We start from the raw sequence: 19,588 nt of genomic DNA on the forward strand, positions 1-19,588 counted from the left end.
GGAATGTGAGAAATGCATGTTTGAAAGCCAAATCAATGATGTACCCACTGTCTATATTGTTGATGATGATGAGGGGCAGAGAGAGTTATTGGGTTCCATATTGCGGTCGTCATCTTTTCGTGTACAGGAATTTTCTTCGGGAGAACAAATGTTGTCCCATTGTGATCGCAATACACAGGGCTGTGTTGTGTCTGATATGCTCATGCCCGGTATGACTGGCCTGGATATGCAGCAGAAAATGCGTGATAAGGATGTAAACCTGCCAGTCATATTTGTTTCTGCTTATGCTGATGTTGCCACTGTTAAGTTGGCAATGAAGTTGGGGGCTGTTGATTTCTTTGAAAAACCTGTGATGACGGTGGAGCTGATTTCTGCAGTGAAAGAAGCGCTCACTATTGATTCTGAGCTTAGAGCCCGGCAGACGCGAATAAATCATGTGCATGAGAAACTGAATTTATTGTCAAAGCGCGAGAGGGGAGTGTTGGATTTGCTGGTTTCAGGACTATCGAATAAGCAGATTGCCACTGAGCTTAATTTAAGTCTTCGTACTGTCGAAACGCATCGAAATAATATCTTGAATAAGATGGAGGTGGGGTCTTTTAATGAGTTATTGCGCTTACTTTTGTCTATTCCTTGGCAGTAAATTGGAAATAAAAGGCTATTTATTTCGTTAATTTTCTGATCAATAGGATACTTGTCCTAATGAATCGCCCTTTGAATTGAGAATAAATGAATATAAAAATATATATCCATTATTATTTGGTTATAAAAGGGTTGCTAAAATCTTTATTTTTCAAACAGTTATGATTTAACAATTAAGTAACACTTATTTCGCTATTTTTATTAACCATACTTCTACTTTTTTTCAACAACATCACGCTGCAAAAAGCTCTAGTGTTAATTCGTGCCTCACTCAAGAGATAGGCACATTAGATTAAACACACAATAAAGGGGTTGTTAGTCATGAACATGATGAAATTAAAATCAATGAGTGCAGTTTTGTTAGCTGTTGCATCGGTTAGTTCTTTTGCTTCGTTTGCAGATGAAGCCGGTGATTCTCGATTGGTATTTGTTGGCGACACTGAATTTTCCAGTTTTTGCCGAGCTGCGGTTAAAGATGATGTCAGCATGATGCGTCGCAGTTTTACCAATAAGGTTGGCGTTATTGCGCGTGACAAGCGCGATGTTTATGAGATCTTGCTATCAGAGGATAACCTGGCGTGTAACGGTATGGGTATTATCGAGTTCTCTAAACAGCGTAATTCAGAGCAGGTTGTCAGCTATTTGCAGTCTGTCCAGCAAAAGAGCTGATGATGGAAGATCTTCCTCGTACCTTTTTAACAAGAAAAACAAAACCAAAAGTGAAGCCTGCCAATGAACATTAGCAGGCTTTTTTGTGTTTATGTGCTGAGCGCTGAATAGCGCTTATTGATATTTAAAACTCCAGCCTACTTTAGCTTGGTGTTTCTTTTCTGCTGCCAGTTCTGAGCGTATTAGCGGGTGATGAGCCAGCCATTCTTGCGGGAAGTTCACGGTAAGTGCGTCATCGTTCCAGTCAAGATTGATATTTGGCAACACGTCATCTTTTCTGCGAACGCAAAGCAAATCAGCCAAGCGCAATATGCGAATGAGCAATTCAATACTTTTCTTCAAGCCTGGCGCTAATACTTTAAGCGCGTGTAAATCAATTTCCTGACGATGGTTGCGTATCAGAATTCTCACGCAGTCCTGCTGTTGGCGGTTAAAGCCAATTAAAGGCAGGTGTTTGAGAATGTATTCACCATGTAAGTGATGCTTCTTGAATTCGATATGTAGGCCAATTTCGTGCAGTAACGCTGCGACTTGTAAGACGACTTTCAAATCGAAGCCGTTACTATGTGGGAGGGGCGTTTGCTGGAAAAAGTGTAAAGCCAGATTCTTAACCCGGTTGGCTTGGTGAACATCAATGTGGAAACGCTCGACGAGTTGGTCAACGGTTTGTACTCGTTCGTTGCGATCCTGAGTGTTTTCCAGCATGTTGTAGATCAAACCTTCGCGTAATGCGCCGGTTGAGATTTGCATGCTATCAATATTCAGGCTTTCAAACAGTGCAATAAGAATCGCTAATCCACTGGGGAATATGCTGCGACGATGTTCCTGTAACCCTTCCAGTTGCAGCTTGTCGATATGTTTACATTGGCAGCAATCATCGCGGAACTTGTGCATGTGCACTAATCGAATGGCGTCGTTAATACCTTGAGCGCTGATCATTTCGTCCAGAGCTTGCGGTGTTCCTGATGCACCCAGACATTGTTCCCAGCTAAATGCCGTGAATTTGTGCAAATGGGGAGCGAAAATTTCTTTTGCTGCTTTTATGGCGTCATTGAAGGCTTTTTGGGTGAGCTTACCGTCTGGGAAGAAGCGATCCATAAAGGTTACGCATCCCATATTCAGGCTCACCAAATCAATGGGCTCAAAACCGTTACCTACGATGATTTCTGTGCTTGCGCCGCCAATATCGATAACCAGTGTGTTGCCGTGCGATACCGATGTGTAAGTGACACCACGATAGATTTGTTTAGCTTCTTCTTCGCCCGGAATGACTTTTATTTTGTGGTTCAGAATGGTTTCGGCGTGGGCGACAAATTTATCGGCGTTTTTGGCAAGGCGGAAGGTGGCGGTAGCAACAATGCATATATGGTCAGGGTCGATGTCTTGCAAGCGTTCAGCGAACATCGACAAACATTGCCAACCTCGCTGCATACTGGCCTCGTCAAGCATATTGTTTTCATCCAGTCCTGATGCCAGACGAACTTTCTGCTTGATACGATTGATTATTTGAACATGACCTTTGGCTACACTCACAACAACCATATGAAAGCTGTTAGAACCTAAATCAACCGCTGCGTAGAGTTGAGGTTTAGAGAGTTGCGATGAGCGTAGCGATATGTCCATTAATGTCGTTTGGATTGCCTGATTTTGTTGTTACGTTTATCTCTGCTAACCCGTCTTTTTTGATGGCGGTGAGGCTTGGGCACATCAGTGAGTAACTCGTTAGGGTTGTACTCAGTTACGGGGATAGTATGTTGAATATATTCCTCAATGGCAGGTAAATTCAAGGCATATTTTTCACAAGCAAAACTGATGGCGTGTCCGCTTTTACCAGCACGTCCGGTACGACCTATTCGATGTACATAATCTTCGGCGTCGTCAGGCAGGTCGTAGTTGAATACGTGGGTGACTTTATCAATGTGAAGCCCTCGGGCGGCAACGTCGGTTGCGACCAGAAAATCCAGTTGTCCTTTGGAGAATCGATCCAGAATACTCAAGCGCTTCTTCTGAGGTACATCGCCACTTAGCAAGCCAACGCGGTGACCATCGGCAACCAGCCAGTCATTGATATTTTCACAACTATGCTTGGTATTGGCGAAGATAATGGCTTTTTCTGGCCACTCTTCTTCCAGCAAGGTTAGAAGCAGCATCATCTTGTCTTCATCGGAAGGATAAAACAGCTCTTCCTTGACTCGGCTTGCGGTCATTTGCTCTGGGTCAACCTGAACATGAACAGGGTGGTTCATATGTTCATAGGCTAATTCCTGAACTCGGAAAGACAGCGTCGCTGAAAATAACATGCTCAAGCGTTCGGTTGGTGGAGGCATTCTGCGGAATAAAAAGCGAATGTCTTTGATAAAGCCCAGATCAAACATGCGATCGGCTTCATCTAATACTGCTACTTCTATATGTCCTAGCGAAAACGTACCTTGCTTATAGTAATCAAGGATGCGTCCGGTTGTGCCAATAATGATATCAACACCGGCTTCCAGTGATTCTTTTTGGCTTTGATAACCTTCTCCACCGTAAATTAATCCCAGGCTAATGCCGGTGAATTTACTTAATAGAGTGGCATCTTTATGGATTTGAACTGCTAATTCACGGGTTGGTGCCATGATGATGGCTCGGGGTTGACCGTGGTCTGGTTTTGGACTTTTTAGGAGGTGATGAAAGGTGGCAACAAGGAAGGCGATGGTTTTGCCTGTACCCGTTTGGGCTTGGCCGGCAACGTCTTGTCCACTTAAAGACGGTGGCAATGAAAGCGCCTGTATTGGCGTACAATGTTCAAAGCTACCCGCTTTTAAAGCGCTTAGTACGCTTTCGTCTAATCCTAATTCGGAAAAGTGTGTTTCTGTTAAATGTGTTGTTTGCATAGCTTATAGCGTAAGAGTGCTTGCATTAAGTATAGGTTTATATATAAATTAGCGCATCGTAGGAAGCGCCTTGAGAATCCGGCGTTAACAGTATCTCGGAGAAACTAATGAGCGACAATATTATCACCTTGTCAGACGACTCTTTTGAGTCTGATGTTATCAACTCTAACATGCCTGTATTGGTTGATTTCTGGGCTGAATGGTGTGGTCCTTGCAAAATGATTGCGCCTATTCTCTCTACTATTGCAGATGAATTTGACGGCAAGATAACAGTTGGTAAGTTGAATGTCGATGAAAACAATGAAACTCCTGCTAAATATGGTATTCGCGGTATTCCAACTTTGTTGTTGTTCAAAGGTGGTAATGTTGCAGGTACTAAAGTAGGGGCAATGTCCAAGTCACAACTGGAAGAATTTCTAAACGAACATCTTTCTTAGGCTGGAATGCTGCAATTTGTAGGTTAATCGTAATCGTGCAAATTAGCTTAAAAAACCTGACATCTGTCAGGTTTTTTTATGCCTGTTGAGTCACGGATTTAATAAAAATAGAGACAAGTTCGCAAATTGACTGGCCTACGATTCGGTTGCCTTCGGCAATGCCGTTAGTGTGTTTTTCCGGAGCCCCTTCTGCTAAGTGCAAATATTGCACGCTCGGTAGCGCAGCCATTTGGCTGACGTAGTAAAGCGCATCTTGTAGCGAGATACCTGCGGCGGTAATTGCGCTGCTTGGCATATTGCTAATGGCATCCAAATCCAGTTCAACGCCAACCGGTAGACCCGATTCCAACATGTATTTGGCAATTTGTTCCAGGCACTGATCGAAATTATGGCTGTTGCTCCAATGGGTTTGTTGAATGCTGAACCAAGGGAATTTCAAGGCGCTTAGTGCATCCAGGCTTGCCTGATTATTCTTTTGTTCGTGTAAGCCTAAGACGGCATATCGTTCCAGATAACCTGAACTTTGCGCATAACGGAATGGATTACCACTGTGGCGGCCCTCTTCTGCTCGAAAGTCGGAATGAGGATCCAGGTTAGACACTGCTAACGGCATTCCTCTGGTGATTGAACAGGCTTGAATGATGGGGAAGGCATTATTGTGGCCTCCACCGATCACGATAGGAATGAGCCCTGCTTGAAAGACTTCCTGCAAAACACTCACTACTCGTTTATCTAATTCCGCGCAAGCGTGACGTAAGGCTTCGATGGTGTTGTCTTGCGACTGCACCAGTTCATGTAAATCATCACACTCTACGTTGCCCAACAAGAGAATGTTGTTGCCGGGAAGGTATTCGTTGGCTTGCAAATTCAGAAAGTAAGACAGGAACGCTTTCCATGCGCCTCTTGCACCGGGTTGACCGTGATTGCCTCGGGGGCCTATATCTTCAGGAACACCGATCAGCGCAAACTGAAAGCGGGTGTTGATATTGTCTGCATCAAGGGCTGTTGCAAAAGGAAAAGTGTCGCCGAATTGTGAGGCAAGCCCAATGACTTCACCTATTTTTGATTCTCCGGGACGTGTGTTGATCAGTGGTGCGATATCTTGTTCTCTGATCAGGTTAATTGGAAGCATGAGGTCGCTCACTTGTCGTATCCTGCAAGGTTCGGATGTTTCTGAGCCAGCCACCAGTGTAGCTGGCTTCCGTGTTATTCAATATCGAGAGGATCGGGAGATAATACAATGCCCGTGCTATCTGCATAGACATGATCTTCTGGTAGAAAGGTAACGCCACCAAAGTTAACAGCACAATCAACCGAACCCACTTCTTCTACGTCGGCACCAACTGGAATGGCATTAATGGCATGAATACCAATATCAATATCTTCCAAGCGCTCGACTTCTCTAATGCAGCCATAGCAGATAATGCCTTCCCAATTGTTATCTGCTGCGGTTTGCACATTTTTGCTGTCTAGCAGGGCGCGACGAGTAGAGCCGCCACCGTCTATTAACAATACTTTTCCTTCCCCGGGTTGCTGCACAATAATGTCGATCAGACCTTTGTCTTCAAAACATTTCACCGTTGTGACTACGCCGCCATAGGACTCACGGCCGCCGAAGCTGGTAAAAATTGGCTCGACAACGTCAATATTGTCGGCAAATAAATCACATAATTCCGAGGTGTTGTATTGCATAGGAGTTCCCAGTTGACAGACTACACGAATAGAGAGCGTTGTTCCTGATGGCATGGCTATATGTTTTCAAGCCCAGGTCAGGCCAACACACTCTAGTATAAACCTTAAATTGTTACTCGCAATCAGCGGCGTTTTTGAGCTGTGCTCTTTTATTTGTGCTCGCTTTATGAAAACCAGTCTCAATATTATCTTCCTATTCTATTAAACATCTCTAGCGATAACACTATGAAAGATATCGGGGTTTTTGAGGCAGATCATTTTTGCCACTGCTTTCACTGATTGCTTGCGGAATTTACCAGCCTTGTTCCGAGAAATAAACACGCCTTGCGTGTCACTCAAGCATGTAACTTTTATGCAATCTAATTGTCATTCCATTGTCGTGTTTCTGTAACAGGCAGTTCATAAGGGTATTTTAGTATGCATGTATGTTAGAAAAGGGTGCGTACAAAATGAACCTGATAACCCGATATGACACTCAACTATTCTATTGGTTGTTTGGCAAGATGACAGACCGCAGCGGTACTTGGGTCAGGCTGATTTCCAAAACTGGCGACGGATATCTTTATTTGGTGCTCGCGCTATTACTATGGGCGTTTGAGCCCGGTAAAGGCACACTTTTTCTTTACACTGGTTTACTGGCTTATTCCATGGAATTGCCGGTTTTCGTTATCTTGAAAAAGTTGTTTAAGCGCCAACGTCCTTGCGACATCTTCAAGAATTTCAACGCCTACGTAGAGCCGTCCGATAAGTTCAGTTTGCCTTCGGGGCATACAACGGCAGCATTTTTAATGGCCTCGTTACTTGCGCATTTCTATCCCTTTGCTGCCCCTCTTGTTTATTTATGGGCTTCGACAGTGGGCTTATCCAGAGTGTTATTGGGTGTGCATTACCCAACCGATATTCTGGCAGGTGCCTTTTTAGGCTTCTTCATTTCTGAACTGAGTATTCAAATTCTGGTGTAGGCGTTTTTATATAGGCGAAAAAATGATGAAGATTCTTTACGGCGTTCAAGGCACTGGAAATGGGCACATTACTCGCGCTCGAGTGATGGCGAGAGCATTTGCTAACAATCCTGAGATTCAGGTGGATTACCTGTTTTCCGGTCGTGATGCAGACAAGTATTTCGACATGGAAATCTTTGGTGATTACCAAACTCGACGCGGTTTAACCTTTGTTCATTCTAACGGGTCGATCAGTAAATGGTTGACGGTAAAGTCTAATCGTCCTGGTGAGTTTATTCGTGATGTGAAGGCGTTGGATTTGGCTGGTTACGATTTAGTGATAAATGATTTTGAACCTATTTCTGCCTGGGCTTCGCGTCGTCAGAATGTGCCTTCCATTTCTATCAGCCACCAAGCTGCATTTATGCATAAAGTGCCGAAAAGAGGGCAGAAGTTTTTAGATCGTCTTATCACTCAATATTTTGCTCCAACCCAGATTCAATTAGGTGTTCACTGGTATCACTTTGGTCACAATATCATGCCGCCGTTTATTGAAGATGAGTTTCAAAACAGCGAAGCTGGGCAGCACTTTCTAGTCTATTTACCCTTTGAGCATTTAGATTGCATTCGTGAGTTACTGGAAAGCTTAAGTGAGCAAACTTTCGAGGTGTATCACCCTGATGTGGAAGTGGAAACCGATGAGGGCAACTTGAAATGGCGTCGTCCTGGCAAGGATCGATTCCATGAATCTCTACAACACTGTGCTGGTGTTATCGCTAATGGTGGCTTTGAGTTATCTAGTGAGTGCTTACAACTTGGAAAGAAGCTGCTAATCAAGCCTTTGCATGGGCAATTTGAGCAGTTGTCTAACGCGCTTACCCTGGAAACATTAGAGTTGTGCAGCACGATGGATTTTCTGGATGTTGATGCTGTTGAAAAATGGATATCCAAGCCAGAAGGCGAGCCTGTTGAGTTTCCTAAAGACCCCAAAGTATTGGTGGATTGGATATTGTCGCGGCAATGGAATGATACTCAGTCGGTATGCGAGCAGTTGTGGAAACAGGTGAAGTTTCCGGAGAAAGTTCGCCGTAAATTAGTGAAGCTTACATCAGCACCGGTCTAACGAAATCCTTGCATACGGTTATGCGTCTCTATTTAAGAGCGGTTGAACTCATTTTCAGTTCTTGTTATCTACCATTTCAGTCTTCGTACTGATAAGCTCCTGATCCCGCTTTTTTACTCTATATTTATGGTTTCTTTCCCTGCGTTTCATGTTGGGAAGATTGGGTTTATTCATCCTCAAAATGGTAGTTGGTTATGGAACAGGAAATTTATCAATTTAACGATTTTGCACCTAAGCAGTTGTATAAGGTATTGCAGCTCCGAAGCGCGGTGTTTGTGGTTGAACAAACCTGTTACTACCAGGATATGGATGATTTGGATACGCTACCGGAAACACGCCATTTTATGTTGATGGATGGTAATGAGTTAGCTGGATATTCCCGTATATTGGCGCCAGGAGCGTCTTATTCGGGTTATAGCAGTATCGGGCGAATTCTCACCTCAGATAAGCATCGAGGGCAGGGATTGGGGCATGACGTGGTTAGCAATTCCATTCAAATCTGTAAGCAACTTTGGCCTGACTACAACATTAAGATTGGCGCACAGTCTCACTTGCAGGAATTTTATGGGGCGCACGGCTTTAAGGCGATAGGAGAGGAGTATATTGAGGATGGTATTCCTCATATTCATATGGTGAGAGATGGACAAGGTTGAAAAAGTTGGAATTTCTGGTGCATTACTGGCAATTGTCTGGTTGTTGTTGGGGAACCTGTTTGGTGTCGGTGCTGATGCTATCGTAAAGTGGTTTTCAGACACCGCGGGCATTTATCAATACGTATTTATCCGGCAAATAATCATTATTGTCTTTTTGCTGCCTATCTTTTTGCGTCAGCCGTTTTCTCGCCGGCGTTTGGAAACACCAAAGATTTATTTGTTTCGAGGTTTGCTAACGGTGGTTGGTAGCGCTTGTGTGGTTGTTGCCTTAACCAGTTTGCCTTTGGCGACCGCTCATGTGGTTTTTTATGCAGCGCCAGTGTTTACGCTAATTTTAGCGACCCTGTGGATGAGAGAGCCTATCTATCGGCATAGGGTGATTAACGTTTTCTTGTGCTTTTTAGGGGTGATTGTTGCGCTGAAACCCGATGATTTTGGCTGGGGAGCCATTGCCGGGCTTATCGCTGCATTGTGCATTGCTGTCTATAACTTATCAGCGAGATTAGTTCCTACTCACTCATCGTCGATCACCGTTCTTTTCTGGAGTACGCTGTTCTCAATGCCCTTTTTAGGCATTGGTGCATTATTTGATTGGCGAGACATGTCGATGGACTTGCTGTATCTGGGCGTAGGAAGTGCCTTGGGCATAGGAATTTATCAGATTTGTTGTGTTTTTGCTTATCGCCATGCCGACGCAGGAGCCGTGACTATCGCAGAATATTCAGGTTTAGTCTTTGCCGCGCTAATGGGTTGGTTGATATTCCATGAAATTATTGGTTGGCGCACGTTACTGGGGATTAGTTTGATAGTGTTACCGATTTTGTGGCAGTCACGTAAAGAGCACAAACTTTCTATTTTAAAGCTGGAGCAGGAAGGTTGACGAAATCACTTGAAGGGTGAGGAAACGTTTCCCGTTAATAGAGTGTATAAATAACCAGTATTTAAAGGTATAATCCGGGCAATTTTCAGATAAAAACCAGATAAAAGACATATTGCCCATGGATGTATCCCACTTACTGGATAACCTGAACGACAAGCAGCGTGACGCTGTGACCGCCCCTGCTTCCGACCTGCTCATTTTGGCGGGAGCTGGAAGCGGTAAAACCCGGGTGCTAGTACATCGTATTGCATGGCTGGTTCAGGTTGAAGCCATTTCTCCCCGTAACATTCTGGCTGTTACGTTTACCAACAAAGCTGCCCGTGAAATGCGCGGGCGTGTTGAGCATTTGTTGGGCATTCCTTTACAGCATATGTGGATGGGCACCTTCCACGGTTTAGCGCATCGTCTTTTACGCAGTCATTATCAGGATGCGGGCTTACCTGAGCATTTCCAGATACTGGACTCTGACGATCAATATCGCTTAATTCGACGCGTGCTTAAGTCTTTGAATCTGGATGAAAAGCTTTGGCAACCCAAGCAAATTCAATGGTTTATTAATGCTAATAAAGACGAAGGATTACGCCCCAAGCATGTTGATGTGGGGGATAATCCCGAACGTAAACGTATGCGCGATATTTATCAGGCATATCAGGACGCTTGTGATTTGTCGGGGTTAGTGGATTTTGCTGAATTATTGCTGCGTGCTTATGAGCTTTGGTTAAATAATCCGCATATTTTGGCGCATTACCAACAGCGTTTTAGAACGATTCTGGTCGACGAATTTCAAGACACTAACAACATTCAATACGCCTGGTTACGTTTGTTATGCTGCGACAGCAACAATATGATGATTGTCGGCGACGATGATCAATCCATTTACGGTTGGCGTGGCGCAAACGTCGAAAACATACATCATTTTTTGCGTGATTTTCCCAAGGCTCAAACGGTTCGATTAGAGCAGAATTATCGCTCTACCGGCAATATCCTGAATGCCGCGAATGCGGTGATCGATAACAACTCAGGCAGACTTGGCAAGAATCTGTGGACTGAGTCTGGTGATGGTGAGTTGATCCGTTTGTACGCCGGTTTTAACGAAGTCGATGAAGCGCGTTTCGTTGTAGGGCAAATCGAGTCCTGGATTGACAAAGGTGGCTCGCCGGATGAGAACGCCATTTTGTATCGTAATAATGCTCAATCACGGGTATTAGAAGAGGCTTTGTTACATGCAGGGTTGCCTTACCGTATTTATGGCGGCGTGCGCTTTTTTGAGCGTCAGGAAATCAAAGACGCACTAGGCTACATGCGTATGGTTAATAATCCTTTGGATGACGCAGCTTTTGAGCGCATTATTAATGTGCCAGCCAGAGGTTTAGGTGATAAGACTGTAGCGCAAATACGTGAAGCCGCGCGGGCAACGCAGAAGTCGCTATGGCAAGCCAGTATGTTAATGCTGCAAGAAAAACGCTTAACGGGAAGAGCGACCAATGCATTACAAAGCTTTGTGGATTTGATCCTGTCTTTAGAGCAAGCCGTTGGTGGTGCAAGCTTGCAGGAACAAGCGAAAGTTATTATGCAGAAATCGGGAATTTTAGCCATGTATCAGTCTGAGAAGGGCGAAAAAGGCGAAACCCGGGTTGAGAACTTGCAAGAACTTGTCACCGCTTGTGAGCAGTTTGTTCAGGCCGAGGAAGATGAAAATATGACGCCATTGGCGGCTTTCCTGGCTCAGGCTTCGTTAGATGCGGGAGAAACTCAGGCTGATACTCATGAGTCGGCAGTGCAATTAATGACGATCCACTCTGCTAAAGGATTGGAGTTTCCACAGGTATTTTTGACTGGCGTGGAAGAAGGTATGTTCCCCAGTATGCAAAGTGCCGAGGATATTGGGCGATTGGAAGAAGAGCGTCGTTTGTGCTACGTTGGAATGACACGTGCGATGCAAAGGTTGTTTATTACTTATGCCGAGAACCGTCGCTTGTATGGGCAAGATAAATATCACACACCTTCACGTTTTATTCGTGAAATGCCGGCAAAATGTTTAGAAGAAGTGCGCCTGCGCTCAACGGTTTCCAGACCTGTACAGAAAAGTTACAGTAACATGGCATCCCATGAAGCGTTTGAATCGACAGGTTTTAGTTTGGGTGAGCGTGTCAGGCATCCTAAATTTGATGAAGGCGTGGTATTGAACTATGAAGGCAGTGGTGAAAACGCACGAGTTCAGGTGAATTTTGAAAATCATGGGACAAAGTGGCTGTTTTTAGGCTATACCACTTTGACTAAAGTCTAATTAAAAAGACGTAGTTTCTGCGTCATAATCGGGTCTATTTTTCCTCGAAACAAACACTATGCACGAATCAAAGCGCAAAGTTCTGGTGATTGAAGATTCCATTACCAGTATGAAGGTCATCAAGCATCTGCTTAAAGGCGCAGATCTTGAGCCTATTGGTGCTGCGAGCTTAAGGGAAGCCAGAGAGGTATTATCTCGCTCGGGGTCTGATGAGTATTTGTGTGCAGTCGTTGATTACTGCTTGCCTGATGCACCTGAAGGTGAAGCTATCGATTTCTCTATTGAGTATAATGTTCCCACCATTGTTATTACTGGCAGACTGGATGAAGTCACGCGCACTAATGTTTTGGCAAAGGATGTTGTTGATTATATTCCCAAAGAAAACGCTCAGGTTTATGAATATCTGGTGCGTTTGGTGCAGAGACTGGATAAAAACCGGGAAATCGGTGTGCTGGTGGTTGATGATTCAAGATTGAGTCGCACCATGATTTCGTCTTTGTTGAAACGCCATAATTTCAATACCTATGAAGCCGAAGACGGAGAAGAAGGCTTAGCGGCTTTGCGTCAGTATAAAAACATCAAATTGGTGATTACCGACGAAAATATGCCGAACATGACGGGATTAGAAATGGTGGCTGAAATTCGGCGTACTATATCTAAAGATGATTTGGCGATTATTGGTTTGTCCGGGAAGGGTAGTTCGGCGCTATCTGCGCGCTTTATCAAAAGTGGAGCAAATGACTACCTGAACAAGCCTTACTGCCATGAAGAATTCTTTTGTCGGGTAATGCAGAACATCGAATATGTCGAAAGTATTGAGGCCATTCGTAGAGCGTCGAATACCGATTATTTAACGGGGCTGCCGAATCGACGTCACTTCTTTACTCGCATTCAGGCAAACCTTCGAATCGCCCCGGGAAATGTCATTCTAGGTATTGTTGATGTTGATCAGGTGAAGTGGATTAACAAGCAATACGGTTATGAAGCGGGTGATAATGTCTTAAAATCCATCGCCAAGCTAATAGAGAAATATTTCACCGATTGTCATATATCGCGTTTTGGTGGTGAAGAGTTTTGTATTTATTCTTCCGGGCAAGATACGGAGAACCTGCTGGAACAATACCGCACTTTTTGCATGGAAGTGGCGCAAAGCAAAATTGATGTTGGCGGTCAGTTTGTGGGGTTTGCTGTTAATGTTGGCATCAGTGGGCACTTTAACGGCGATATTAAAGAAACCCTGCACTTTGCTGACACCAACCTGCAAAAAGCAAAAGAAAAAGGCGATAACCAGATCGTTTATTCCTGACTTTGTTTCTTTGCTTTTCTATTTCTTCGATAGTGTTTTAGCGAGTCCCAGGTATAAATCGCCAACCCCAACCAAACAAATGCGAAGGTGACTAATCGCGCTTGGTCTAATGGTTCCCCATAGAGTATTACTGCTAATGCAAACATCATACTGGGAGCCAAATATTGGAAAAATCCCAAAGTAGAATATTGAATGCGTTTGGCTGCGGCATTGAAGCAGATCAGCGGTATGGTGGTCACTAGCCCTGCACTGAGTAGAATTAAATTAATTGCCAAATCATTGTTGAGCATATTGCTATTGGCAGAAGCAAAGAAGGCCCAATACCCTAAAGCAATAGGCAGTAGCATAGAGCTTTCGATTAATAATCCTGGGGCTGATTCCACAGGTATCTTCTTGCGCAATAATCCATAAATGCCAAAGCTAAACGCTAGCACTAAGGCTATCCAGGGAAATTTTCCGTAGGACAGGATCAGTATGGCAACGCCCAACGCTGCAGAGCCAACGGCAAGTAGCTGCATAGGGCGTAGTCGTTCACCTAAAAACATATAGCCCAGAAACACATTGAGTAGTGGGTTAATGTAGTAGCCTAAACTGGCGTCCAGCAGGTGATCGTGGTTTACCGCCCAGATAAAGAGTAACCAGTTACCAGCCAATAGAAAACCGCAGAAAAACAACGTCGCGAGAACTCGTTTATTGGCGATAGCTGCGCGTACTCTAGACCAATGACGACTCGCCAGAATGATAATGAGCAACGTCAGTACAGACCATACGATACGATGCATCAGAATATCCATACTGGGAAAGGCTGCCAGCAATTTGAAATACATGGGGGCAACGCCCCAACTGCCATAGGCTGCCAGAGCTAATAAAACGCCTTGTTTGGTTTGATTGGCTTGCAATGAAAACTTCTCTACTCATGAATGGGATAAGCTCGAAAATGGAATGAATGGCTTATCTTGCTTCGGTTTTAGGGGATTTAGAACACAGTGTGATGTGCTCTTGTTTATTATCAACCCCGCCTATTATCTACAGGCAAACTGTGTTGAATCTGAATAGGCTTACTGGCATAGGGCTAAATACCTGTTCCAAACTATCAGTCATCTGTAGAGAATTAGGAGCAAACCCTCAGCCGCAGGGATGCGGCTGTGGAGCCTACATGGAAGTATCCACGGCGAGTTTGCGATAAATCTCTATGGGTGACCGACAATTAAACACAGCTATTTAGGCGATCATATATGTGCCAGTACCAAAAGCAATATGTGTTCCGGATTCATTATGTAACTCCATACGGCAAACCGCGACTCTACTGCCTTTGCGGATCACTTCTGCGGTCGCAATGAATTTCTCGCCCTTCCCGGGGCGCAGATAGTCGATACGCATATCAATGGTGCTCATTTTTCCAACGCGATGATGGAATTCTTCCAATGTAACGTTATCCATTTCGGCTACGGCATGCAGAATTGCCATTAAGCCGCCCACGGTATCCAGAATTGCTGCAGTCACGCCGCCATGAAGTACCTTTTGGATTGGGTTTCCCATGAGGTTATCTTTCCAGGGTAAATGCACTTCAGCGCGTTCAGTGCCCTGATAAATCATTTTCATACCCAGTAGATCGATAAAAGGCATATTGGTTGCAAACATGTTGGTCACGTATTCGCCGAGTTCTTCTGAACGTAGTAGTTTATCCTTTGGAATGGTCATAATTTCATGGTTCTGGATGGGAAATTCTTAACATAGTTTAGATGGCTATGACTTTTTGTGGAATGGCTAAGACGTACTGATTTATATGAGTATGATTTATATGAGGCATATACTGCATTGGCTAGCAAACAAGGTTAAACTACGCCGATAACAACAATAGTCAGTGCGCGAGATTTGAGTTCACAACTTCCACAAGTTGAGGGTGATACGGATTCTGATGCCCTCAGAATATTAAAATCCACATTTGGTTATCCGGCATTTCGTGATGGTCAGGAGCCTGTCATTGAGCAGGTATTGGCTGGGCGAGATGTGTTGGTTTTATTACCTACTGGTGGTGGTAAATCCATTTGTTACCAATTGCCGGCATTGCTACTACCCGGCGTGACCATTGTTGTTTCGCCATTGTTGTCGCTAATGCAGGATCAGGTCGATGCCTTACAGGCAACCGGCATTCCTGCCGCTTTCCTTAATTCCAGCCAAACACCTCAAGAACAACAACAAGTTTGCCAAGGTTTGTCGCAGGGGCTTTATCGTATGTTGTACGTGGCTCCGGAAAGGCTAATGCAACTGGATTTTTTGCGTGCTTTGCAAGACTTGCCAATCAGTTTGTTTGCCATTGACGAAGCTCACTGCGTTTCCCATTGGGGACATGATTTTCGACCTGAATATTGCCAATTGGGTCAGCTAAAGCAGTTTTTCCCTAATAAGCCAATGATTGCGTTAACCGCGACGGCAGATCTGGCAACGCGCGATGATATTGTTCAACAGCTTAATCTGCATGATCCTTACGTGTTCAAAGGCAGTTTCGACCGCCCGAATATTCGTTATATGCAGGCTCAAAAATATAAACCTATGGAGCAATTGCGACGCTTTATTTCACGCCAGGATGGTAGCGGCATAGTGTATTGCAATAGCCGTAAAAAAGTTGAGCAAGTTAGCGCTAATCTGGCTTCTCAGGGTATAAATTGTGCTGCTTATCATGCTGGTATGGAAGCTAAAGTGCGTGAATATGTGCAGCGTGGTTTTATTCGTGATGACATTGATATCATCGTGGCGACGGTAGCGTTTGGCATGGGGATTAACAAATCCAATGTGCGCTACGTCGTGCATTATGACTTGCCGCGAAGTATCGAGTCCTACTATCAGGAAACCGGGCGTGCAGGCCGCGATGGAATGCCTGCGGAAGCCTTGCTGTTATTTGATGAAAAAGAAGTCGCGCGTAATAAAGAATGGATAGGCTTGAATGAAAATGAAAGTCGTCGTCAGGTTGAATTACACAAGTTTAGCGCAATGGTGGCATTTGGTGAGGCACAAACCTGCCGTCGTCAGGTGCTACTGAATTACTTCTCCGAGTTTAGCCCCAAGCCCTGTGGTAACTGCGATATTTGTCTGGATCCGCCCAAACGTTATGACGGTACACAAGATGCGCAAAAAGTGATGTCTTGTATTTATCGTTTAGGGCAGCAGTGTGCCAGCCAATATGTGATTGATGTGTTGAGGGGAAAGCAGCTTCAGGCTATTTCCAAAGCCGAACATGATCAAATACCAACATATGGCGTGGGCAAAGAGCAACCCGATGCCTATTGGTTGAATATTATTAATCAGCTTGTGCATCAAGGGTTGGTGAGAATTGATGTGACTTGCCACTCGGTATTGAGACTTACCGAAGGTGCAAGGGCAGTCCTCAAAGGTGACGTTGCTTTGATGCTGGCGGTGCCCAGATTGAATTTTGTCTGGGACAAAAAGCGTAGCGCGAACACTGAGGACTACGACAAGGTACTGTTCGCTAAACTTAAGAACCTGCGTAAGCGCATTGCAGAGCGTGATGAAGTACCTCCGTTTGTCATCTTCAACGATTTAACCCTGGCTGAGATGGCGCGTTCCGTACCGCAAGATGATGAAGCGTTTTTGGCTATCAGTGGTGTCGGGCAAACCAAGTTAAGCCGTTATGGAGAAGACTTTATGGCGTTAATCAGCAAGCATTGTGAAGGTTAATCAGGCGTCACTGAATATTATCCTTAAAAGAAGAATGATTTTTCTCTTTATACAGGCGCTATTACTTTTCACTGCTCTTTAAATGCTTCAGCAACAACAGCCTCACCTGTTCTGCAAAGGCAGGCAAGGCGATTTGTTGTGCGGAAACATGCCCTAAATAATGTTTTAGTTGGGTACAAGGTGGTGTTGTTTGAGTGGTTGAGATAACAGGTAAATCTGAACTATTTAGCCGCTCTTGTATCTTTTGGGCGGGAATTAGAATTGCTTGAATCTGACTTGGGATAATTTCAGGAAGTTTATTAATGCCTTTTACTGCATAACCTCCCGTTGTGGTAAGAACCAACTCCAAACTTTCGCGTAAGTTTTTGTCTGGTTCAATTAGCAGGATGTGATGAATGTTAGTCACTGTCCTGCTAACTCATTTTGTAAACTGCATACGCTTAAAATTTAATGCTTTATATTAAGGCTTTAAGCTAGCGTAGTAAGCTGCAAGGTTAGCAATATCTTCATCACTTAAGCTTGCTGCCATTGGAGACATAGTAGGGTTCTTGCGGACACCATCGCGGAAGGCTTTTAACTGAGCGTCGGTATAAGGTGCTTTTTGACCAGCAAGATTAGGAAATGTTGGGATAAGCGAAATACCTGCAGCGCCGTGGCAAGAAGCACAAACCGTTGATTTGGCTTTACCTGCTTCAACATCAGCAGCAGAGGCGCTCATGGATACAAGAATAGCACTTGCCAGTGCGATTTTTTTCAATAGGGAACTGGAAATACGCATTTTATGTGATCCTCAAGGGGGTTAGATAGTAAAATCCCCCGAATAGTAGCAAATGATCTCGAGGAATTGTGCAGTTTTTTAATCATTACGCAGAACAATTATCAGATATCGTCAGTGATGTCGCCATTGCGCCATTGCAAGGGGCGAGGGTTGCCTATATCAACCAGCAACTGGCGGATGAATTGTCTCTACCTGAAAGTATGCGCAACCAAGATGATTTGTTAAGTGCATTGTTTGCTGCCTCAGAAGAAAAGAATAATCAATCTTCATTGGCTAACCTATTGAATAAAAAAGTTATAGCCCAGAAGTATGGAGGTCATCAGTTTGGTCATTGGAACCCCGATTTAGGTGATGGGAGAGGCGTTTTACTGGCGGAATATAAGGCGCCGGATGGGCAGCTTTGGGACTTACATCTAAAGGGCGCAGGTGTTACACCGTATTCACGTAATGGTGATGGTCGAGCGGTATTACGCTCGACGATTCGGGAATTTCTTGCCTGCGAAGCACTGCACGCGATGGGTATTCCCTCCTCCCGAGCCTTATGTTTGATTACCAGCCAGGAACCCGTGCAAAGGGAACGACTTGAGCCTGGTGCAATGATGATTCGCATGGCTCACAGTCATATTCGTTTTGGTCACTTCGAGTATTTTTATCACAGTGGGCAACATGACAAGCTACAAGCTCTGTTTGATTTCACCTTTCAACATCATTTTCCACATTTGATCAATGAGCCCGACAAGTATTATCAATTGCTACGTCAGATCGTTGTTGATACCGCATCCCTTATCGCCAAATGGCAGGCTCAGGGCTTTAATCATGGCGTGATGAATACCGACAATATGTCGATTCATGGTATTACCTTTGATTTTGGCCCTTATGCTTTCCTTGATGACTTTCAATCAAACTATATTTGCAATCATTCAGACTACAACGGGCGCTATGCCTTTGATCAGCAACCAGGCATTGGGCTTTGGAATTTAAATGCGTTGGCACATGCTTTTTCTAGCCATTTAGACATTGAGCAAATACGAGATGCCTTGCAACAATATGAAGCAGTTCTTCATAAAGAATATCGCTTCTTAATAGCAAAAAAGATGGGATTCATTGAGAGTACAGATGACGATAAACACGAAGATGGGCAGTTAGTTAACGACTGGTTGATGCAGTTGGATAAAGAAAAAAGAGATTATCATTTGAGCTTTCGCTACTTGTCAGAAGTGGTAACAGGCAGTAACCAAGATCAACGGAACCAAAAGTTACGAGATCACTTTATTGATCAGGTATGGATTTCACAGTGGCTTAATAAATACATTTCACGCGTAAGTAAGCAATCACTTAATGATGTTGAGCGACATAAAGAAATGCTGAAAGTGAATCCCATATACGTGCTGCGTAACCATCTTGCTCAGAAGGTGATTGAAGATGCGTATCGAGATAATTTCGATACCTTTGAATTATTACTTGATGCTCTGCGTTCACCCTTTACAGCACAAGATAAGTATTCAGCATTTGCCAAACCGCCTCCTGATGAGCATAAGGGGATTGCGCTTTCCTGTAGTAGCTAAAAGAGTAGTCAAAAATATACCTTGTCTTCATTTCTTCATCAAAATG

Annotated in this window: 19 protein-coding genes; 11 read left to right on the top strand and 8 right to left on the bottom strand. The window is 44.2% G+C overall.

Translation table 11 applies throughout. The annotated features are described in order from the left end of the window. Positions 1–16: 16 nt before the first annotated feature. Positions 17–643 carry a response regulator transcription factor gene (locus tag KIH87_RS01155; protein WP_232359709.1) on the top strand — a complete coding sequence of 209 codons (627 nt, stop codon included), beginning with the start codon at positions 17–19 and terminating at the stop codon, positions 641–643. A 326-nt stretch (positions 644–969) separates the two neighbouring features. Further along, on the top strand, positions 970–1,311 hold the full coding sequence (locus tag KIH87_RS01160; protein ID WP_232359710.1) for a hypothetical protein: 342 nt from the start codon (positions 970–972) through the stop codon (positions 1,309–1,311). Between the two features lie 114 nt (positions 1,312–1,425). On the opposite strand, the gene KIH87_RS01165 is transcribed toward KIH87_RS01160, so the two are convergent. Together KIH87_RS01165 and rhlB are read right to left on the bottom strand one after the other, a co-directional pair. Beyond that, a complete protein-coding gene (locus KIH87_RS01165) occupies positions 1,426–2,934 on the bottom strand; it encodes a Ppx/GppA phosphatase family protein (RefSeq protein WP_232359711.1) in 1,509 nt (502 codons plus the stop codon). After that, positions 2,934–4,184: an ATP-dependent RNA helicase RhlB gene (gene rhlB, locus KIH87_RS01170; RefSeq protein WP_232359712.1), complete on the bottom strand. Its 1,251-nt coding sequence runs from the start codon at positions 4,182–4,184 to the stop codon at positions 2,934–2,936. Before rhlB ends, KIH87_RS01165 begins: the two co-directional genes overlap by 1 nt. 107 nt (positions 4,185–4,291) lie before the next feature. Here rhlB and trxA point away from each other — a divergent pair, with 107 nt between their 5' ends. Continuing rightward, a complete protein-coding gene (gene trxA, locus KIH87_RS01175) occupies positions 4,292–4,621 on the top strand; it encodes a thioredoxin TrxA (protein ID WP_232359713.1) in 330 nt (109 codons plus the stop codon). A 76-nt stretch (positions 4,622–4,697) separates the two neighbouring features. On the opposite strand, the gene KIH87_RS01180 is transcribed toward trxA, so the two are convergent. Both KIH87_RS01180 and rraA read right to left on the bottom strand, forming a co-directional pair. Then, a complete protein-coding gene (locus KIH87_RS01180) occupies positions 4,698–5,765 on the bottom strand; it encodes a formimidoylglutamase (RefSeq protein WP_232359714.1) in 1,068 nt (355 codons plus the stop codon). Between the two features lie 62 nt (positions 5,766–5,827). Beyond that, positions 5,828–6,313, bottom strand: coding sequence for a ribonuclease E activity regulator RraA (rraA, locus tag KIH87_RS01185; protein ID WP_232359715.1), 486 nt, complete (start codon positions 6,311–6,313; stop codon positions 5,828–5,830). Between the two features lie 449 nt (positions 6,314–6,762). Here rraA and KIH87_RS01190 point away from each other — a divergent pair, with 449 nt between their 5' ends. The 6 genes from KIH87_RS01190 to KIH87_RS01215 all read left to right on the top strand — a co-directional run bounded on the left by KIH87_RS01190 (position 6,763) and on the right by KIH87_RS01215 (position 13,503). Then, positions 6,763–7,275: a phosphatase PAP2 family protein gene (locus tag KIH87_RS01190; protein WP_232361406.1), complete on the top strand. Its 513-nt coding sequence runs from the start codon at positions 6,763–6,765 to the stop codon at positions 7,273–7,275. Positions 7,276–7,300: 25 nt separating this feature from the next. Continuing rightward, positions 7,301–8,377: an MJ1255/VC2487 family glycosyltransferase gene (locus KIH87_RS01195; protein ID WP_232361407.1), complete on the top strand. Its 1,077-nt coding sequence runs from the start codon at positions 7,301–7,303 to the stop codon at positions 8,375–8,377. 194 nt (positions 8,378–8,571) lie between these two features. Continuing rightward, positions 8,572–9,030, top strand: a complete 459-nt coding sequence (locus KIH87_RS01200) for a GNAT family N-acetyltransferase (RefSeq protein ID WP_232359716.1) — start codon at positions 8,572–8,574, stop codon at positions 9,028–9,030. Next, positions 9,017–9,910, top strand: a complete 894-nt coding sequence (locus tag KIH87_RS01205; protein WP_232359717.1) for a DMT family transporter — start codon at positions 9,017–9,019, stop codon at positions 9,908–9,910. Before KIH87_RS01200 ends, KIH87_RS01205 begins: the two co-directional genes overlap by 14 nt. A 118-nt stretch (positions 9,911–10,028) precedes the next feature. Continuing rightward, entirely contained in the window at positions 10,029–12,197 is a 2,169-nt protein-coding gene (gene uvrD, locus KIH87_RS01210) for a DNA helicase II (RefSeq protein WP_232359718.1), read from the top strand. 58 nt (positions 12,198–12,255) lie between these two features. After that, the gene (locus tag KIH87_RS01215; RefSeq protein WP_232359719.1) at positions 12,256–13,503 is read left to right on the top strand and encodes a response regulator; all 1,248 of its coding nucleotides are present in this window, start codon (positions 12,256–12,258) and stop codon (positions 13,501–13,503) included. Here the strand turns inward: KIH87_RS01215 and rarD are convergent. Beyond that, the gene (gene rarD, locus KIH87_RS01220; RefSeq protein ID WP_232359720.1) at positions 13,494–14,402 is read right to left on the bottom strand and encodes an EamA family transporter RarD; all 909 of its coding nucleotides are present in this window, start codon (positions 14,400–14,402) and stop codon (positions 13,494–13,496) included. The genes KIH87_RS01215 and rarD overlap by 10 nt on opposite strands. Positions 14,403–14,724: 322 nt before the next feature. After that, positions 14,725–15,204 carry a thioesterase family protein gene (locus KIH87_RS01225; RefSeq protein ID WP_332460724.1) on the bottom strand — a complete coding sequence of 160 codons (480 nt, stop codon included), beginning with the start codon at positions 15,202–15,204 and terminating at the stop codon, positions 14,725–14,727. Positions 15,205–15,378: 174 nt separating this feature from the next. On the opposite strand from KIH87_RS01225, the gene recQ reads away from it, so the two are divergent. After that, positions 15,379–17,199, top strand: a complete 1,821-nt coding sequence (gene recQ, locus KIH87_RS01230; RefSeq protein ID WP_232359721.1) for a DNA helicase RecQ — start codon at positions 15,379–15,381, stop codon at positions 17,197–17,199. A gap of 61 nt (positions 17,200–17,260) precedes the next feature. Here the strand turns inward: recQ and KIH87_RS01235 are convergent, their stop codons facing one another. Next, positions 17,261–17,605 (bottom strand): hypothetical protein, encoded by a 345-nt coding sequence (locus KIH87_RS01235; protein WP_232359722.1) that lies wholly within the window; start codon positions 17,603–17,605, stop codon positions 17,261–17,263. Between the two features lie 54 nt (positions 17,606–17,659). After that, complete coding sequence (locus KIH87_RS01240; protein WP_232359723.1) at positions 17,660–17,977, bottom strand: c-type cytochrome; 318 nt, start codon at positions 17,975–17,977, stop codon at positions 17,660–17,662. A gap of 68 nt (positions 17,978–18,045) precedes the next feature. Here KIH87_RS01240 and KIH87_RS01245 point away from each other — a divergent pair, with 68 nt between their 5' ends. Continuing rightward, on the top strand, positions 18,046–19,542 hold the full coding sequence (locus KIH87_RS01245; RefSeq protein WP_232359724.1) for a protein adenylyltransferase SelO: 1,497 nt from the start codon (positions 18,046–18,048) through the stop codon (positions 19,540–19,542). Positions 19,543–19,588 lie beyond the last annotated feature (46 nt).

This window comes from Paraneptunicella aestuarii, assembly GCF_019900845.1.
In the GTDB taxonomy this organism is placed as follows: Bacteria; Pseudomonadota; Gammaproteobacteria; order Enterobacterales; family Alteromonadaceae; genus Paraneptunicella; species Paraneptunicella aestuarii.

What these genes read in the sequence shown, in the direction of transcription:
- KIH87_RS01215 (WP_232359719.1), top strand. Translation starts at nt 12,256, where the DNA reads ATGCACGAATCAAAGCGCAAAGTTCTGGTGATTGAAGATTCCATTACC.
- KIH87_RS01200 (WP_232359716.1), top strand. Translation starts at nt 8,572, where the DNA reads ATGGAACAGGAAATTTATCAATTTAACGATTTTGCACCTAAGCAGTTG.
- rhlB (WP_232359712.1), bottom strand. Translation starts at nt 4,184, where the DNA reads ATGCAAACAACACATTTAACAGAAACACACTTTTCCGAATTAGGATTA.
- KIH87_RS01195 (WP_232361407.1), top strand. Translation starts at nt 7,301, where the DNA reads ATGAAGATTCTTTACGGCGTTCAAGGCACTGGAAATGGGCACATTACT.
- rraA (WP_232359715.1), bottom strand. Translation starts at nt 6,313, where the DNA reads ATGCAATACAACACCTCGGAATTATGTGATTTATTTGCCGACAATATT.
- KIH87_RS01190 (WP_232361406.1), top strand. Translation starts at nt 6,763, where the DNA reads ATGAACCTGATAACCCGATATGACACTCAACTATTCTATTGGTTGTTT.
- KIH87_RS01205 (WP_232359717.1), top strand. Translation starts at nt 9,017, where the DNA reads ATGGACAAGGTTGAAAAAGTTGGAATTTCTGGTGCATTACTGGCAATT.
- KIH87_RS01240 (WP_232359723.1), bottom strand. Translation starts at nt 17,977, where the DNA reads ATGCGTATTTCCAGTTCCCTATTGAAAAAAATCGCACTGGCAAGTGCT.
- KIH87_RS01155 (WP_232359709.1), top strand. Translation starts at nt 17, where the DNA reads ATGTTTGAAAGCCAAATCAATGATGTACCCACTGTCTATATTGTTGAT.
- KIH87_RS01160 (WP_232359710.1), top strand. Translation starts at nt 970, where the DNA reads ATGATGAAATTAAAATCAATGAGTGCAGTTTTGTTAGCTGTTGCATCG.
- uvrD (WP_232359718.1), top strand. Translation starts at nt 10,029, where the DNA reads ATGGATGTATCCCACTTACTGGATAACCTGAACGACAAGCAGCGTGAC.
- trxA (WP_232359713.1), top strand. Translation starts at nt 4,292, where the DNA reads ATGAGCGACAATATTATCACCTTGTCAGACGACTCTTTTGAGTCTGAT.
- KIH87_RS01165 (WP_232359711.1), bottom strand. Translation starts at nt 2,934, where the DNA reads ATGGACATATCGCTACGCTCATCGCAACTCTCTAAACCTCAACTCTAC.
- KIH87_RS01225 (WP_332460724.1), bottom strand. Translation starts at nt 15,204, where the DNA reads ATGACCATTCCAAAGGATAAACTACTACGTTCAGAAGAACTCGGCGAA.